The sequence below is a fragment of the Sphingobium sp. B7D2B genome, from assembly GCF_025961895.1.
Lineage (GTDB): Bacteria > Pseudomonadota > Alphaproteobacteria > Sphingomonadales > Sphingomonadaceae > Sphingobium.
Map to the genome: position 1 here is coordinate 1,495,739 of NZ_JAOQOM010000001.1, position 17,760 is coordinate 1,513,498.

General features: G+C 64.5%; 11 protein-coding genes. 5 read left to right on the top strand and 6 right to left on the bottom strand.

The window, feature by feature from the left end:
• Positions 1-8: 8 nt before the first annotated feature.
• The 3 genes from M2341_RS06770 to M2341_RS06780 form a co-directional block, all read right to left on the bottom strand.
• Entirely contained in the window at positions 9-1,967 is a 1,959-nt protein-coding gene (locus M2341_RS06770) for a right-handed parallel beta-helix repeat-containing protein (protein WP_264584706.1), read from the bottom strand.
• A gap of 203 nt (positions 1,968-2,170) precedes the next feature.
• The gene (locus M2341_RS06775) at positions 2,171-3,715 is read right to left on the bottom strand and encodes a tryptophan halogenase family protein (RefSeq protein WP_264584707.1); all 1,545 of its coding nucleotides are present in this window, start codon (positions 3,713-3,715) and stop codon (positions 2,171-2,173) included.
• 65 nt (positions 3,716-3,780) lie between these two features.
• Positions 3,781-6,684, bottom strand: coding sequence for a TonB-dependent receptor (locus tag M2341_RS06780; protein ID WP_264584708.1), 2,904 nt, complete (start codon positions 6,682-6,684; stop codon positions 3,781-3,783).
• Between the two features lie 364 nt (positions 6,685-7,048).
• Here M2341_RS06780 and M2341_RS06785 point away from each other — a divergent pair, with 364 nt between their 5' ends.
• The 5 genes from M2341_RS06785 to M2341_RS06805 all read left to right on the top strand — a co-directional run bounded on the left by M2341_RS06785 (position 7,049) and on the right by M2341_RS06805 (position 13,083).
• Positions 7,049-7,738: a SapC family protein gene (locus tag M2341_RS06785; RefSeq protein ID WP_264584709.1), complete on the top strand. Its 690-nt coding sequence runs from the start codon at positions 7,049-7,051 to the stop codon at positions 7,736-7,738.
• Positions 7,739-7,751: 13 nt separating this feature from the next.
• Complete coding sequence (locus M2341_RS06790; RefSeq protein WP_264584710.1) at positions 7,752-8,768, top strand: cupin-like domain-containing protein; 1,017 nt, start codon at positions 7,752-7,754, stop codon at positions 8,766-8,768.
• Between the two features lie 38 nt (positions 8,769-8,806).
• A complete protein-coding gene (locus M2341_RS06795) occupies positions 8,807-9,895 on the top strand; it encodes an alpha/beta hydrolase (protein WP_319801042.1) in 1,089 nt (362 codons plus the stop codon).
• Entirely contained in the window at positions 9,892-11,847 is a 1,956-nt protein-coding gene (locus tag M2341_RS06800; RefSeq protein ID WP_264584711.1) for an NPCBM/NEW2 domain-containing protein, read from the top strand. The genes M2341_RS06795 and M2341_RS06800 overlap by 4 nt, the downstream gene beginning before the upstream one ends.
• Before the next feature lie 366 nt (positions 11,848-12,213).
• Entirely contained in the window at positions 12,214-13,083 is an 870-nt protein-coding gene (locus M2341_RS06805; RefSeq protein ID WP_264584712.1) for an OmpA family protein, read from the top strand.
• 77 nt (positions 13,084-13,160) lie between these two features.
• Here the strand turns inward: M2341_RS06805 and M2341_RS06810 are convergent, their stop codons facing one another.
• From M2341_RS06810 to M2341_RS06820, 3 genes are all read right to left on the bottom strand, one after another.
• Positions 13,161-13,970 carry a FadR/GntR family transcriptional regulator gene (locus M2341_RS06810; protein ID WP_264584713.1) on the bottom strand — a complete coding sequence of 270 codons (810 nt, stop codon included), beginning with the start codon at positions 13,968-13,970 and terminating at the stop codon, positions 13,161-13,163.
• Between the two features lie 120 nt (positions 13,971-14,090).
• On the bottom strand, positions 14,091-15,662 hold the full coding sequence (locus M2341_RS06815) for an alpha-N-arabinofuranosidase (RefSeq protein WP_264584714.1): 1,572 nt from the start codon (positions 15,660-15,662) through the stop codon (positions 14,091-14,093).
• A gap of 82 nt (positions 15,663-15,744) precedes the next feature.
• Positions 15,745-17,691: a sialate O-acetylesterase gene (locus M2341_RS06820; protein ID WP_264584715.1), complete on the bottom strand. Its 1,947-nt coding sequence runs from the start codon at positions 17,689-17,691 to the stop codon at positions 15,745-15,747.
• Positions 17,692-17,760 lie beyond the last annotated feature (69 nt).

The window sequence follows — 17,760 nt, forward strand, 5'->3', positions numbered from 1 at the left end:
AAGGGTGGTCATGGCGGGGTGCCGTCCATCTGCACCCCGGCGCGTGAGATGACGGCGCGCGCCTCGGGCGGCCAGGCCTGCCCGTTGACGGCGATGTTATCGGCGAGGTGGTTGTTCAGATAGGCTGACCAATTGCCATTGGCCTTGCCGCTGTTGAACCAGTTGCCGGTCGCAATATTATCCAGATTGGTTCGACGTGGCCGGGCATCGTCCTGCGCATTGAGGTTCACCCACAGACCCACGCCGTCGATGACATTGTGGCGGACGGTGACGTAGCGCGAGCCTTCATCCAGATAGACGCCGATGCCGCCGGGGACATCGTAGATGTGGTTTTCCGCAATCAGCGCGCCCGGATCGGCGGAGAGATGGTAGATCGCGCCACCGTCCGGAAACCAGCGTTTCACGCCGTGAATGCGGTTGCCGAAGATCACCGTGTCGCGCAGGATCGTCGGCGTCTCATAGATGCGATTGCCGGGCTGATCATAATAGCCGCGCGCCCGAGTCATATAGGCGGTGTTGCCGCCGGGATCATTCGTCCCCCAGCCCCAACCGACATCGATGCCATCATAAGGCGCATCGGAAACATCATTGTGCAGGATGAGCGTGGCCGAGGCGTAGGTAACCAGAATGGCTGCCTGCTCGCGATAATCCTGCGATACCGTCTCGATGTGATTGTTGCGGATCAGTATGTCGCGGACGGCCATGTCCGGCGTTGAGGGATGGTGGGCATCGACGGTCGTTCCCCCAACCATGATCGCGCCGCCGGCCAGCGGGCCGAAGCGCGAGCCGCTGACCTCGATCGACTGCGCGGCAAGCCCCGGGCCGCGCACATTCGCCTCCGGATTATTGCCGATGCCAAGAGCGATCTGCCCCAGTTGCGCGAAGGTGACATTGCGGAACGTGATCCGGCGCGCGGCGGAAATCTGCACGGCGGCGGGCTGCTGGCGCCAGTGGTTGCGTTGCGCCTCGAACGCGGCACAGCCCCAGCTGCAATCGCGAATTGGATCGGCGGGATAATTGGCGATGTCGCCTGCGAGATAGCTCCCGCTCTGCTGGCTGGCATAGCCCTCGGCGCTGCTGGGCCCGCGCCAGCTTGTGTGGCGGAAGGCCAGTCCCTCGAAGAGAATGTCGGACACCGGCGCCTCCGCGCTCCCGGCGATCGTGATGAGCGCCTCCCGTCGCGGCACGACGATCTCATGGGCCTCGGGCGACTGGCCATCCTGCGGCTTGTAGTAGAGCACGCCTTTCGCCGGATCGGCGTACCAGTCCCCGGCTGCGCGCATGAAGGCCAGGGCATTGGCGATGAAGAAGCGGGCCTTGGTCCCGGAGACCGGCTTGGCGAAGGTATCGTAGCCGATCAGATTGTTCCGCCAGCCCGGCTGCTTGAGCAGGATGCGATCGCCCTCGATCCGGTCGATGACGGCCCGTCGATCGGTGAAAAAGCCGGTGTTCTCCACCTCCATGCGGCTCTGGTCGGGCAGGGTCGCAAGGAAGCGCCACGCCGAATCGACGATCTGAATGCCCCAATCGAAAAAGGCGAAGGCGCTCCGAGGCGCCTCGACAGCGGCGCGATGGGCGAGGCGGCCATCGACCCATAATTGGCGCGGATCGCTGCCCTTGCCGATCGACGCCGTCCAGATGTTGCGGTCGCGGTCGGCGAGCGTCCAACCCTGCACGATCGACCCGCCGGAGAGCGTCGGCTGCGCGCCCGGCGCGGCTTCCCAGCGGACGATATGGCCGGCATGACCGCCATCCTCCGCGCCAAAGTGCAAAGGCGCGTCGAGGGAATAGACGCCGTCGGCGAGCTGGACGGTAACCGGCCTGTCGCGGTTCAGCCGCCGCACCGCCGCCTGCGCCTGCACCAGCGTGCCGAACGGACGCGCGGCGCTACCATCGCCGATCTCGTTTCCGAGCGGCGCGACATAGAGCACCACCGGCTCGGCCTCCGGTCGGGGGGATATCTGCACATTGGCGAAGGCATCTTCCGAATTGGGTGCGCCTCGCGCAGGCATTGCGGGGATGACGGGCGCAGGCGGCAATTGCGCGGCGACGACGCACGGCCATCCGCAGGTCAATGCGATCAGGACGCGAAGTGGTGGAAGAAAGGCGCTACCCAATAAGCGTGGGACGTGGGGTCGAATGCCGGAAGCCTGTCTCATGCCCCCAAAGCTCAGACGGGCTGGAGGCCGTAGTCGCGAATCTTGCGCAGCAGTTCGCGATGGCGCGGGAGGCTGGTGCGCAGCCGGTCGGTCTGGCGGCTGTTCTCACGGATCGCCTGCATGGCGACGGCGGCCTCGGGCGTCAGCGCTTCGGGCGCGACCTCGGTGCGGAAGCCCATGCCGTACAGCACATATTGGTAGCTCGCGGCGGGGAAGACCTCCTCGATGCGGTCGAACTCGTCATGGAACCAGGGCGACTGGTAACGCCAGAGGTGCAGCAGGTCCTGCAATCGGTCCGGAATGGTCTCCGGCAGCAGATTGTCCCGCCAGAAGGCGCTGTCGGTGCGCTTGGTCAGCACATAATGCAGCTTGAGGAAATCGATGATCCGGCCCCAGCGATAGCTGGTGGTCTCGTTGAAGCGTCGGGCGATGATGTCCATCACCTCGCGGCAGGCCGGCATCTGCTCGGCGATCATCTTGGCGGAGAGTTCCACCAGCACGATGGCGGAGGCTTCCAGCGGCTCGAGGAAACCGGCGGCGAGGCCCACCGCGACGCAATTGCGCTTCCAGAAGATTTCGCGATGGCCCGAGCGGATGTCGAGCTTCCGCAACGGCAGGTCCGCGCCCGCCGGGCCGAGATAGGCGCGCAACTCGCGCTCGGCCTCCTCCTGCGTAATGTGGCGGCTTGAATAGACATGACCGATGCCCCGGCGGGAGGGCAGGCCGATGTCCCAGATCCAGCCGGCGCTTTGCGCGGTGGAGATGGTGTGCGTCGCGACCGGGCTGCTCTCGCTCTCATAGGGCAGTTGCACGGCCAGCGCGGTGTCGCAGAACAGGATGTCGCCGCAATCCTTGAACGGCACGCCCAGCGCATCGCCCAGCAGCAGGCTGCGAAAGCCTGTGCAGTCGATGAACAGATCCCCTTCGATTTCGCCGGCCTGCTCGGTGTCGATGGCGCGGATGTCGCCATCCTCCGCCAGCAGCACTTGCCGCACATCGGCCAGCACATGCCTCACGCCCAAGGTCTCGCAGCAATGGCGCTGCAGGAAGGGCGCGAACTTTCCGGCATCGAGATGATAGGCGTAGTTGGCGGCGCCTTCATATTCCGCCGTGGTGATGGATTTGGGCCCTAGATTCTCGTCGCAGATCACGCCCTGCGGACACACCGTGTCGCAAAAGCTCTGGCCTTTTCCGTTGGCGAGCCAGTGGGGGACGAGATTGACCCGGGCAAAACCCTCCGGGAGAACGAGCGGGTGATAATAGCCGTCATCGGCCGCGCCGGTGGTCCAGCGGTTGAAGCGCGCGCCCTGTTTGAACGCCGCATCGCATTCGCGGAAGAAGTCGGTTTCGGAGACGCCCATGGTCTTGAGCGTTGAGCGCAAGGTGGGCCAGGTACCTTCCCCAACACCGATGATCGGCGTGTTCGGCGATTCCACGAGCGTGACGGTGAAGCTGTGCGGGATGCGGCCGCGATGTCTCGCCGCGATGATCCCAGCCGTCAGCCACCCGGCGGTGCCGCCGCCGACGATCACGATATTCTTGACCGGATGAACCATGACCACTCACATGAACGATGCGGGGGAGCGCAGGAGTGCGCTCCCCCGGCAAGAAGTCAACCCGATCAGTACTTCACGCGGACACCGGCCGAGAAGCGGCGTCCGTAGGAGAAGACATCCAGCGTCTGATTGCTGAACCGCCCGTGCGTGCTGTAGGTCGAATTGTTGAGGTTGTTGGCCTCGACAAAGACCGTCGCGAAAGGCGTGACGTCATAGCTGGCCGAGGCATCGATCTGCAGTTGCTGATCGACATAGACCGGCTCCGCACCGAAGGTACCGCCCTGATCCTGACCGAGCCGGACCAGATATTCGTCACGCCAGTTGAGGGCGCCACGGATCTGGAAACCGTCCTTGTCATAGAAGGCGATCAAGTTGGCCGACTTGGCAAGGCCGGTGATCGAGAAGGCCGAGCCGTCCGTGCTGGTGGGATCGTAATTGCGGTTGCTCCACGGGAAGGTGGCATTGGCCTGGAAGCCGAAGCCGCTCTCGCCAAAGACGTGCTGCACCGCGATTTCCACGCCCTTCACGGTCGCTTCCGGCCCGTTGACCTGGCTGTTCACGTTGAAGCGCGCAATCCGGCCGGTGCTGGGATCGACCGCATCGTCAATCGACTGCACCGACACACCGCCGACCACGAAGTTGGTGATGTGCTTGAGGTAGAAGTTGGCCGAAACATAGGAGTTGCGCTGATAGTACCACTCCGCCGCCGCATCGAAGTTATCGGAGAGATATGGCTTCAAGTCGGGGTTACCGCCACTGGCCGAGAGGCTGCCCACGCGCAACGTTCCCAGCGTGACGGTGGGACGCAGCGCGGCGAGGCCCGGACGAGTGAGGGTCCGCGAGGCACTCATGCGCAGCAGCAGGTTGGGCATCACCTCCAGCTTCGCATCCAGGCTGGGCAGGAGGAAGGTGTAGTTGGAGCTGCGCGAGATGGTGGTGGGATCGGAGAAGCCGTTGGTCCCCAAGGCCGGGTTCGGCTGGATGAGGGTCGGATCGCCCGACGGGATCGACAGGCCTAGCAGACGGCGCCCGATTGCGTTGGACGTCAGATGCGTGCCCTCGTGCCGCAGACCGGCCGTCAGGCTGAACGGCATGCCGCCCAGATCGGTGTCGAAGGTCGCCCGGAAGAAGATGGCATAGGTCTTCTCGCGGATTTCATACACGCTGGCCGGATCGAGCGTGGGCGCCACTGATCCACCCGAGGCTTCGAGCAGCTTGTAGACCTGATACGGGTCATAGACGATGACCGAAGGCCCGAGATTACCCTGATAGCCCGGGATCCAGTTCGCGGTGCTGATGATGCCCTGATAGACGCTGGCCGGCAGTGGCGCGATGCCGCCGCTTGATCCGCCGGGGCGTCCGGAAGGCGTGCCATAGCCCGAGCGGCTGGCGAACACGCCATTGCTGAACGTGCTGGTGTTCTCGCCGTACAGCTTGTCTTCCATATACTGGCCACCGAAGGCCAGCTTGACGTTGTCCTGATCCCAGCGAAGAACGGCCCGCAATTGCTTGACGGTGTCGGCATTGTAGGGCGCGCCGCGCACGATCACGTGCGAACCGATCACGCTCGTGTCGGTAAAGCGCGAGACATTGCCTGCCGGACCGATGTCGTGGATCTGCGGCAGATAGTCCTTGCTGGGGCCGAGGATTGTGACGCCGGTATTGGCCCCCAGGATGGTCGTGCCGCCAGCATTGGTGCCACCGTAACCGATGTCCATGCTGTCATTATAGCCGTTCCGACCCGGATTGCGGGTGCTGCGGGAAATGAAGCCGTCAACATCCAGCTTCAGGTTTTCGCTAACATCCCATTTGACGTTCGCACCGACGGTGTTCGTTTCGAGAATGGTGCGGGTGTAGTTGGCGTTGAAGTCCATCGGCGTACCGAATTGCGAGAAATCGACGACCGTGCCGTTCTCGTCATACTTCACGTTGCGCAGGTCACTGCCGTTGAACCAGGCGGCATAGCCGAACGCATTGCTGTGCACGGTCTGACGGCTGAAATTGTCGTCGACTGTGATGAGCAGATTGTCCGAGGGCTGCCACTGAAGGGCAATTCGCGCATCGAGGCGCTCGTCCTTGGTATGGATCTGCTCGATCCCCGTTTGCTGCGGGAACCAGTTCAGCACCGAATTGCGATTTGAGGGCGTCGCCCAGGCGGCGCTGGTCGGATCGCTGGTCGGCGTGCAGGTCGGCACATTCGGGCCGGCCTGGCAGGGCGCGAAATTGGCGCCGATCCAGCCCGGTACGAACACGCGGTTGGAGGTGGTGTCCGTGCGCTTGTAGTTGACGTTGCCGAGGATGCCGATGGTGTCATCCGCGAAGGTGTTGGAGATCAGCAGGCCGGCAGACGGCGTCACATCCTTGCTGCGCGACTGGTACGAGCCGGAGGCGCGGCCGATGACCTGGAAACCCGGACGGTCGAACGGCTTGGGCATCTCCACATTGATGAAGCCGCCGATGGCGCTGGTGGAGAGTTCGACATTGGGCGTCTTGTAGACGTTCAGCCGGCCGACGAAGTCCGAGCCGATGGTGGTGAAGTCGACACCGCGGTTGCCGATGGCGGTCGAAATGTGGCGGCCATCGACCAGCGTGTCGATGAAGTCGCCGCCAAAGCCGCGGATAGTGACGCCGTCCGCCTCGCCACGGCGACCGTTGCGCTGCACGGAGACGCCGGGCAGGCGCTGCAGGGCGGCCGCGACGTTAGGATCGGGGAATTTGCCGATGTCCTCGGCCGAGATCGCTTCCACGACGCCTGCGGACTCGCGCTTGATGTCGAGATTCTGCTGGAGCGAGGCGCGGTAACCGGTGACGATGATGTCTTCAGTCGATACGCTCTGGGGCGCTGCGCTGCTTTGGGCCATCGCCGGTGCCGAGACGATCAGCGCCAGGGCACTGGGGGCGCCGAGCAGGACCGCCTTGAGAATTGCAGGACGATTGAGATAATCGAAGTTAGGCTGAATGCCTTTCATAACCCCCTCCACTTGTAATCATCGAACGGCTCCGCTGGCCGGTTTCCCGGACAGAAGACGCCACGAAACGGCATTGCTGCCGCCGGTTTTCACATGATGCGGATAAAGTGGTCCCTTGTCGGCGTGACACGTCACGCTTACACCCTCTCCAGACATCGTGTTTTTCTATGCTTGAACGTTAGTGCGAAAAGGTAGCGCTATCAAGCTCAAATTTTCGGTGTATATATGGCCCACCAAAGGGCTGGATTATCGACCGAAAACGTCCGATTCCTGCGGTGAATTGCAGCGATTGGACTTGCGGTGCGGAGAATGGCGTCAAGAAGCGCGCTCCCGCCATCGCAAGAAAAATGAGGAGAGGGATGGCATGGAAGCAGCACTCGAAATTCTGGATTCGCAGGCCCATCGGCACCTGCGTTTAGGCGCGATTTCGCCGGAAACGCGCAACTTCGTGCCGGTCCTGCCGTCGGAATTTGCGGCTGCTGCTGCGGTCTGCCCGATTCTCTTTGCGAAGAACCCGGAAACCGGCGCTTTCTATGTCGGTGCCCTGTTCGGCTTCAAGGAAGGCGAAAATCTGCTGGTCGACTCGCATTCCGGCAAGGCGCCTTTCCGCTCGCTCGATGAGCAGCGTGAGGCCTTTTTCGTCTCCGGCGAGAATATCGCGATCGACCGGGCCAGCCCGCGCCTGAGCGAAGTATCCGGCGAGCCTTTGTTCGATGAGGATGGCGGGGCGACATCGACCACGCGGCATATGCAGCGGTTGCTTGGGCAGATCGTCGCCGGCCAGCAGGAGGCCGAGCGCTTCATCGCCACGCTCAATCGCCTGGGCATCATTCAGCCGATCGACATCTCGCTGCGGTTCGACGATGGCGAAACCATCGAGCTGGCTGGGCTGTACACGGTCAGCCTCGATCGGTTGCACGATCTTGACGATGCCAGCGTGCTGGCGCTGTTCCGCAATGGCGATCTTCAACTGGCCTATTGCGTCGCCGCATCGCTCAAGCAGGTTCCGGTGCTGGCCGAGCGTCGCAACCAGATGCTGACCCGGGCCGGTTGATCGGAGAAGCTCGATGGCCGCTGCCATTGCCGAGCTGGACCGGGAGGCACTCACCGACGCCGGCGCGTTTCGGCGCCTGCTGGTCGAGCCCTGCCAGCCTGCGGTCGTTCGCGGTCTGTGCGCCGATTGGCCCGTCGTCCGCGCGGCCGCGCAGGCGGACGGTGCGCTCGCGGACTATCTGGACCGTTTCGCCACAGACCGGCCGGGAGAAATCTTCGTCGGCGCGCCGGACATTGCCGGGCGCTATTTTTACGACGATGGCCTGGAGGGCTTCAATTTCGAGCGGCGCGAGGTGCCTCTGCGTGAGGGCTTGCGGCAGATCCTCGCGCGCGCCGAGACCTCCGGCGATGGCACGGTGTATATGGGCTCTCTGCCGACCAGCAGCTATGTGCCGGGCTTTGAGGCGGACAATGCCCTGCCATTCATGCCGCAGGGCGTGGTGCCGCGCATCTGGCTGGGCAACGCATCCCATGTGAGCTGCCATTACGACACGTTCGAGAATCTGGCTTGCGTGGTGGCGGGCCGGCGGTGCTTCACGCTGTTTCCGCCCGATGCGATTGGCGACCTGTACGTCGGGCCGATCGATCGCACCTTGTCCGGTCCGCCCGTCAGTCTCGCTGCTTCGGCGTCGGAGGGCGATCCCCGTTACCCCCGCATGGCGCAGGCCCGCGCGCGGGCCATGACGGTCGAGCTTCTGCCGGGCGACGCGCTCTACCTCCCCAAATTGTGGTGGCATCAGGTGGAGGCGACCGCACCCTTCAACATGCTCGTCAATTACTGGTGGGATGCCTTCTCCGCCGGCCCGGATGCGCCGATGACGGCGATGATGCTGGCGATGATCGCCATCGCCGAGCGTCCGGCGGCTGAGCGGGAAGCATGGCGCGCCTATTTCGACCATTATGTCTTTCAGCGCGACGGGCATCCGCTTGCCCATCTGCCGGAGGCGCAGCGCGGGTTGTTGGGGCCGCTGCGGCAGGGGAATTACGCGCGCATCCGGGCGCTCGTCATGCAGCAACTGCGCGGTGGCTGACTGGCTGCCGCTGATAAACACCAAAACAGGAGGATGGGATGACTATGAAGACAAGCGCAATTCACGCGGCCCTGCTGGCAGGTCTGTGCCTGGCGATGCCTGCCGCGCCGGCTCTGGCGCAGGTTGCCACCAACGCGCCGGCGCCGGTGCCGGGTGCGCCGAAGGTGACGCTGGAGCGTATCAAGGTCCATTCCCCGGCCATCGCAGGGAATCTCGAAGGCGAGTCTGCCGATCGCGATGTCATCGTCGTCCTGCCGCCCAGTTATGCCGCCAATCGGGCCAAGCGATATCCGGTCGTCTACGCTCTGCACGGCTATTCCATCGGCGCTGAGCAGTGGATCGGCGAAATCCATGTGCCGCAAGTGATCGAGGGTGCGCTGGCCAAGGGCGCGCAGGAGATGATCCTGGTCTTCCCGGACAGCAAGACCATCCACAATGGCTCGATGTACTCAAGCTCGGCGACAACCGGCGACTTTGAGCGGTTCATCTCGCACGATCTCATCGCCTATATCGACAGTCACTATCGCACGCTGGCGAGCCCGCAGAGCCGGGGCCTCGTCGGCCATTCCATGGGCGGTTATGGCGCGGCGCGGATCGGCATGAAGCACGCCGATCAGTTTGGGGCGCTCTATCTGATGAGCCCTTGCTGCCTGTCCGCGCGCGATGCCTTTGCGCTGGATGAAGCCGGGTTGGCGCAGATCGCGGCGGTCAAAGCTCCCGCTGATTCGGCCAACCTGCCATTCCCGCTGCGGGCGCAACTCGCGGTCGGCGCGGCCTGGTCGCCCAATCCAAAGAAACCGCCGCTCTATCTCGATCTGCCAGGCGGCGATGAGGCGCAGCGCAACGCCATTCTGGCGAAATGGGCCGCCAATGCGCCCTTGGCCTTTGTCGACCAATATATCGGCGTGCTCAAAGGCTATGCCGCGATCGCGATGGACGTCGGTGATCAGGATAGTCTCAAGACCGACACCGAGACGCTGCACAAGATCCTCGATTCCTACGGCATCGCCAACAGCTTCACCCTCTATGAGGGCACGCACACCAGCCATGTCGCGTTCCGCTTCCAGGATCATGTGCTGCCGTTCTTCAGCACGCATCTGGTCGCCAAGTCCGGCGCGGCACGATGATGGTCCGGCGTGCGTCCCGTCTGTGGCTGGCGGTAGGTGCGGCAGCGGTGGCGCTGGCAGCGACGCAGGCCGTCGCCCAGACAGCCCCCGCCACACCGTCGGGTGCCGCCCGCAGCGCTACGGTTGATCCGCTGGCGCCAACGGGGCGCTGGAGCATCTATAGCGGCGGGCACGCCCCGCTGCCGCCAATGGGCTGGAACAGTTGGAACGCCTTCACCAGCGATATCGACGAAGCCAAGCTGATGGCCTCGGCGCGGGTAATCGTGGAGAGCGGCCTCGCCGCAAAAGGCTATCGCTACATCAACATCGATGATGGCTGGTGGCTCAAGCGCCGCCAGCCGGATGGCCGGATGCTCATCAGGACCGAGACTTTTCCCTCGGCGGCGACCGCAGGCGGCGGCAACAGCTTTCGGCCGCTCACCGACAAGCTGCACGCCATGGGCCTCAAGGCCGGCATTTATTCCGATATCGGCCGTAATTCCTGCGGACAGGTATTCACATCGACCTTCCCCAACCAGCCCGAAGGCACGGTGCTGGAGCGCGAGGTGGGCCTTTACGGCCATGTCGATCAAGACATCGCGCTCTACTTCAAGGAATGGGGCTTCGACCTCATCAAGGTCGACGCCTGCGGCATTCGCGGGCTGCCACCCAGCGACCCGCGCGTGAAGGCAGGGCAGTATCGCGGCCTCGATCCGCTGATCGACGTGGAGTCGCTCGGGCGTACCGACATTCCGGCCGTCAAGGCGCTGTATGACGACGTGCGGCAGGCGCTGGAGCGGCATAATCCCGACCAGGATTATGTCTATTCGCTGTGCCTGTGGGGATCGGCGGACTCGCGGGCATGGTCCCGGACGGTCGGCAACATGTCGCGCACCAGCGAGGATATCTTTCCCACCTGGACCCGGATGCTGCACAATCTCGACAGCGTCGCGCATCGCCCGCTTTATGCTCACCCCGGCTCCTGGAACGACCCCGACATGCTGTTCGTCGGCACCGGGGATTTCGACATGACCAACCCCGTCCGTGCGCGCTCGCACATGGCGCTGTGGGCCATGGTCAATGCGCCGCTGATCATCGGCTATGATCTGCGCAAGGCCTCGCCGCAGATGCTGGCGATCCTCGGCAATGAGCGGATTGTCGCGCTCAATCAGGACCCGGCCGGCAATCAGGCGGTGCTCGCCTTCGATTCGCAGGATGTGCAGATTTTCGTGAAGACGCTTGCCGATGGCGACAAGGCGGTCGCGGTTTTCAACCGCACGGCAGCGCTCGCCAAGGCGGTGCTGACGGCGGATCATCTGAAGTTTGCGACCAGTGCGCCGGTCAGGCTGACCGATCTCTGGCAGGGCGCAGACCGCCAGTTCACGGGCGAGCAAGCCCTCGACCTCGCGCCCTATGAGACACTGATCTTTCGCGCAAAGGGCGCGCGGCGGCTCGCTGGCGGGCTTTATCTTTCCGAGCAGCCGTCACGGGTCAATCCTGCGGAGGATGGCGTGGTCGTGCCGGAGGCGGACCCGCAGGTGCATCGCGGACTCCTCCCCTGGCGGGGGACCAAGGGTGGAGGCGAGCGCACGCAATATGGCGGCTGGGGCGGGGCACGGTTGGACCAGACGCCGTTCGGGCAGGCCCTGTCCATTGCAGGCACGCACTTCGAGACCGGTCTTGGCATTCTCGCCAATTCGCGGGTGGAGGTGCGCAATGAAGGGTTCCGGCGCTTCGTCGCCTCCGTGGGAGTGGATGACTCCGCGCGCTCCCGCCAGCAGCCGGTGACATTCTTGGTCTACGGCGATGGCAAGCTGCTCGCGCGCTCCAGGCCGGCCCAAGCGGGAGAAGCGGCGCAGTCGTTCGATGTCCCCGTTGACGGGGTCCGCATCATTGAGCTGGTCGCCCGGACGGCGCAGGCTGAGCGCTTTCCCGACCCGGTGACCTGGGGTGATGCGGCGCTGATGGAATAGGCGCCGACACGCTGCCATGAGGCATGCCTTCGCTGTCCTCGCCGAGCGAGGCGGACCCTGTTGCACGTTCGTCGGTCATCGCATTTCTGTGCGCCTGCATCGCCGAGTTGAGTCGGCGCAAAGTCGTCCTGCCGCATGATCCACTCTGGTTACCGGTGGTTAACGTGGGGGGAGGGGAACCGTTCATCTATGCGCAAGGTTCCCCTGAACACGCAGGAACTCGTGGTGCTTCCTGCGCCGCATTGAAAGGTTCGGAGAGTTCATGACGGAGGGGTTTCTGACAGTCGAATACGCACCTCGCGAGCGGCGGTCGGATGATGCTGCGATCCTGCAGACCCCGGCCGATCGACGAGTAGGAGAAACGCAATGAATACCCTTTCCACCAGTTCCAAGCTTCTTATGACGCTGGCCTTGATGACGGGCGTGGCGTCCGGCAGCGTGCTCGCGCAGACGGAAACCGCGCCTGAGGCGGATGTCTCGACGACGGTTTACACCGATTCCGCGCAGATGACGGCGGGCCCGGAGATCGAGGGGATTATCTCCGCGCGCAATGGCGACCAGCTGCAGATCACCTCGACCGATGGCACGCGCAATACGGTTACCGTTAACAGTTCGACCCGCATTACCGCCAGCGGCGGCTTCCTCGGCCTCAACCGCGATCAGCTGGGTGCCGATCAGCTCCTGAACGGCCTGCCGGTCAAGGTCGACACGCTGCAGGGCGGCGGCGGTCTCGTCGCCAGCAAGATCGACCTCAAGAACCGCGATCTGCGCACGGCGGAAATGATCCGCAATGGCACCTCGCAGCGCTTTGAGGAGCAGACGGCCGCGACGGACGCCCTGCGCGCCCGCATGGGTGATATCGACAAGTACAACATCAAGAGCACGACCAACGTGAACTTCGACACCGGCAAGGCGGTGCTCTCGCCGATGGCCAAGCAGAACCTCTGCGCCACTGCGGCGCAGGCTGAGGCCACCGAGAATGCCCTGCTGCTCGTGGTCGGCTATACGGACTCGACCGGCGACCCGGAATTCAACCAGACGCTGAGCGAGAAGCGTGCGGCGAGCGTGCTCAATTATCTGCAGCAGACCTGCAAGTGGAAGCCATACCGCATGCTCGCCCCGGCCGGCATGTCGCTTTCCGATCCGGTCGCTGATAACGCCACGCCGGAAGGCAAAGCCCAGAACCGTCGCGTGGAAGTCCATGTGCTGGTCAGCAAGGCGGTCGACGGCGCCTAAGTCAGGATCGCTCCGGCCCCGTCCATTTCTGGCTCAGGCGAGCCGGCGGTGGCGGGGCCGATCTGCGTTCGGAAGCGTTAGGTGAGGTCGCTTGGCTCGCCCTCCGCCGGACGCTGCATCGCCGCCCGTGTATCATCGAGGGCGAGCTGCACGAGAACCTGCATGGCCTCCGCCGCCGCATCTGCGTCCCCGGCGGCAATCGCATCGTACACGCGCATATGATCGGGCACCGGGTCGCGCGGAAGGCCGACGGACCGCTGCTTGAACTGCGTCGTCCAGTTGACCGCCGCACCGATACTGGCGCTGAGCGTCATCAACACGGCGTTGCCGGTGCAGGCAAGCAAGGCGCTGTGGAAATCCCGGTCCGCTTCCCGCCCTTGCTCGGTCGCCAGCGTGAAGCGGCGCATTCGGGTCAGCGCATCCTTCATCGCGGCAACATCATTGCGATCCCGCCGCTTGGCGGCGAGGCGCGCGGCCTCCGGCTCGACGATTGCCCGCAGCTCGAACAGGTCGCGCACATAATTCACATCCGGCTCGCCGCCGAAGGCCCAGGCCAGCACCATCGGATCGAGCAGGTTCCAGTGACTGCGCGGCAATACGCGCGTGCCGGCCTTGGGGCGGCTTTCCACCAGCCCTTTGGCGGTCAGCACCTGAATGGCCTCGCGATAGGCACTGCGAGAAACGTCCAGCGCCTCGGCATTCTCAATCTCGCCCGTCAGCCGCTCGCCCGGCGCGATCCGTCCGGAGACGATGGCCGAGCCGAGATAATGAGCCACAGCCCCGCGGAGCCGCCGGCCCGATCCCTTGGCCGAGCGGGGGAGCCCGGTCGGGGTCTCGCCTAAACCTCCGTTCCCGGCCGTGCTGTTGTCCTGCGTGCTGATAGTCATGCCCCTGTTGCCGCCAGATCGTCTGGACGTTGCTGGAGGCTCAATTAGCGGGACTTGGGGCCTTGTGGCAACAGGAGGGCTGGCGCGGGCGCGATCATGCGCGCCCGCGCGGCTTTTCCATCAGGGTTCCAGCGCGATCACCGCGACGGACTTGGCTGGCATGTCGATCGTCAGCTTGCCACCGCGCACGCTGCCCGCAATCGACTTGGGGCTGACGGTATTGGGGGCGGCGAAGCTGTTGATGCTGTCCACCTTTGGCGCGGTCAGCACCTCGCCGCGCGCCGAGCGCACGTTCAGCCCCGCGACGTTCACCGTCACCGGCGCGGCGCGCTGGGTGTCGACATTGGTCAGCGCCAGCCACAATTTGCCCTGCCTGTCCTTCGCTGCCACGGCATCGATGCGCGGCATGGTGATGTCTCCATGCTGGTACGTTCCGGCCTGGAAATTGACCGGAATGAAGGTCGCATCCTGGAAAGGCACATACATTTTGAAGACGTGATAGGTGGGCGTGAGCACCATCTTCTCTTCATCGGTGAGGATCATCGCCTGCAGCACGTTGATCATCTGTGCGATGGCGGTCAGCTTCACCCGGTCTGCATGGCGGGCGAAGATGTTGATGTTGAGCGCCGCGATGATGGCGTCGCGCAGCGAGTTCTGCTGCTGAAGGAAGCCGGGATTGGTGCCGGGCAGAGGCTTGAGCCACACGCCCCATTCATCGACGGCGAGCGAGACCTTCTTCTCGGGATCATATTTGTCCATCACCGCCGCATTGGCCTTGATAAAGCCGTCCATCCCAAGCGTTTCCTTGACCAGCCGGGCATAGGCACCCTCATCGAAGGCGTCGCTGGGGTAGGAGGGCGGCCAGCCGCCGGTCGTGTAGCGGTGGAGCGAAAGGCTCTCGATCGACCACGCCCAGTCGTGCTGCTTCCAGGTCTTCATCACCTCCTCGGTGTAGGCGGTATTGTCATCGCCCGGCCCGACGGCGACGCGCAGCATGGCATCGGGTTTTCCCTCGCCCTGTTCGGGGTGATAGTTGCGCACGAAGCGCGCATAGAGCTTCATCTGGTCGGCATAGAATTCCGGCCGCATCGCGCCGCCACAGCTCCAGCTCTCATTGCCGAGGCCGAGATACTTGATCTTGTAAGGCTCGCGATGGCCATTGTCGGCACGCTCCTTGCCGGCCGATGTGGTGGGATCGGCGGTCATATAGGCGACCCAATCTGCCGCTTCCTTCACCGTTCCGGAGCCGACATTGACGTTGAGATAGACCTCAGCGCCCACCTGGCCGACGAAATCCATGAACTCGTCGGTGCCGAATGCGCTGGTCTCGACCGAGCCGCCCCAGTTCGAATTGATCGAGCTGCGGCGGTTCTTGGCCGGGCCGACGCCGTCGCGCCAATGATATTCGTCCGCAAAGCAGCCGCCCGGCCAGCGCACCAGCGGGGTACGAATGGCGCGCAGGGCGTTGACGACATCGGTGCGGATGCCGCGGACATTGGGAATCTTGCTGTCCTTGCCGACCCATACGCCGCCATAGATGCCGGTGCCGAGATGTTCGGCAAACTGGCCGAAGATGTCGCGGCTGATCGTCGCGCCCGGCTTGGTGGCGTCGATCCGCACCTCGACCGGATCGCCGGCGCGAGCCTGCGCGGCGGCGGGCGTGGTCGCGGCGGTGAAAGCCGGGATGCTCATGGCTGTGGCCAGCAGGGCCAATGTTGGAAATCTCAAAGTCTCTCTCCCCTATTTGAATGTCTTGAGTGCGAATGATCTTTTGTCAGGGCTGCGCCTCGCTGCGGATCGGCAGTTCAAAGCCGGGAACGGGCAGCGCGCGGCCATCGAAGAGATTGACGACGGGGCTGTCGCCCCACGCATAGCGCACCCGGCTGGCGGCGCGGCCATCGTCCTCGAGCCACACGTCCGCTCCCGAGATGCGCGCCTGCGCATAGCGGCAGCTCTCCTGCGTATCGCCGCATAGCTCGAAGCCGATGGGCGCAGCGGCGCTCCATGCGGCGAGGCTGCCCTCGATCCCTGAGAAGCTGATCCTGATCCGCCCCCGCGTGCGCAAGGCTTGCATGGGCATCGGCAAAGGCGTTCCCTGCGCGGCCATGGCCAAGCGGGCGCCGAGCAGCGCCTTATTGGCAGGGTGGATATCGGTGCGCTCGCCGATGTCGATGGCGGTCACCAAGGCGGCATTGGCATCGCTGTTGACGAAGGCGCGCTGGTCTTCACGGACGGTCGCCCAACCGGACGCTGCCGGCGCCAGTTGTGCTGGCCCGTAATTGGCAAGCTGCACCACCAGCATCCGCATGTCCTTGCCAAACTGGTGGTGCCATCCTGCCGCAAGCGCGGTGAGGCGGCGGGCATAGCCGGGCACGTCCACGTCGCTCTCGCCCTGATACCATGCAGCGCCGCGCAGGGCGATCTGCCCCAAAGGCGCGACCATGGCATTGTGCATGACGCCCAGGCCGCCATTGCCGTCCCATGGCGGGCGCGGCGGGAAGCTGGGGACGGGGGCGATGCTGTAGCGCCAGCCTTGCGCGAGGGGGACCTCAGCACCGCCTGCGATCGTCAGCTTCAGCCGTTCCGGACCGGTGGTGAAACCGCCCTTGTCCCAGCTGTTGCTGATCGCGACCATGATCTCATTATCGCCCGCGTGGAGAAACGCAGGGGGGACGGCGTAGCGGCGCGCCTCGTCCCAGCTGAACGTATTGCCCACCGCGCGGCCATTGACGAAGGTCATGTCCATGTCGTCGATGATGCCCAGTTCCAGCGTCGCGCCGGCCCTGGCCTGTGCGCCGGTCAGCCGCACGGTGCGGCGCAGCCAGACGGTGCCGGTGGCATCCTTCGCGAGCCGCGTGCCTGTCCAGTCGTTCCACACGCCGATGGCGGGCACATCCTGCCAGCTGAGGATATCCGGCTTGCGCCAGGGCTCGCTCTTCTCGGCTTCGTCCCGATACCAGCGCTCCCATTGCGGGGCGAAGGCGGTGACGGCGCCGAGCGGATCGGTGGCATGTTGGCGCAGCATCGCGAGATCGGCCTTGCCGTCCAGGGCTTCGGCGGCATCCGGTGTGAGCCAGGGCCGCAGCCGCGAGCCGCCCCAGCTCGCATGGATGAGGCCGATGGGGATCTGTTGCTGCGCCCGCAACGCCTTGCCCATGAAGTAGCAGGCAGCGGAGAATTCCGGCGTCGATTGCGGCGCTGCGGCTGTCCATGCCGTCGGGCTGCCGAAGCGCGTTGCGGGCAGGCTGGCGGTCGCCTTGGGAATTTGCAGCAGGCGCAGGCCGGGGTCGCCCGACTGCATGACGACCATCGGGCCGTTCAATGCTCGCGCGACCGGGAACTCCATGTTGGACTGGCCCGAGCACAGCCACACATCGCCGACCAGCAGATCGCGCACTGTCACGGCGCTGCCATCTGCGCCCGAGAGCTGAAGCGTCAGCGGTGTTTCGCTGGCCGGGCGTGGAGGGAAGTGTAGGGTGAAGGCGCCATTGGCATCCGCCGTGGCTGCGGCCTGTTCACTGCCGAGAGTGGCGCGGATTGTCTCGCCTCGGGCGGCGGTTCCCACGATGACGATAGGCTCGTCGCGCTGGATGACGGCCTGATCCGTCCAGACCGGGGAAAGCTGAGGGGCGGCCAATGCGCCGCTGGCCGTAAGCAGACAGCCGAGCGCCAGAACAGGTCGGGCATATCCCAAGCCCCGCCTCGCGCCGCACACGCTCATCGTCCTCTCCCCACTCTTTGTTGGTAGCGTTATCATGATTGGCCGATCAGGATTCGGCAACCCCTTACA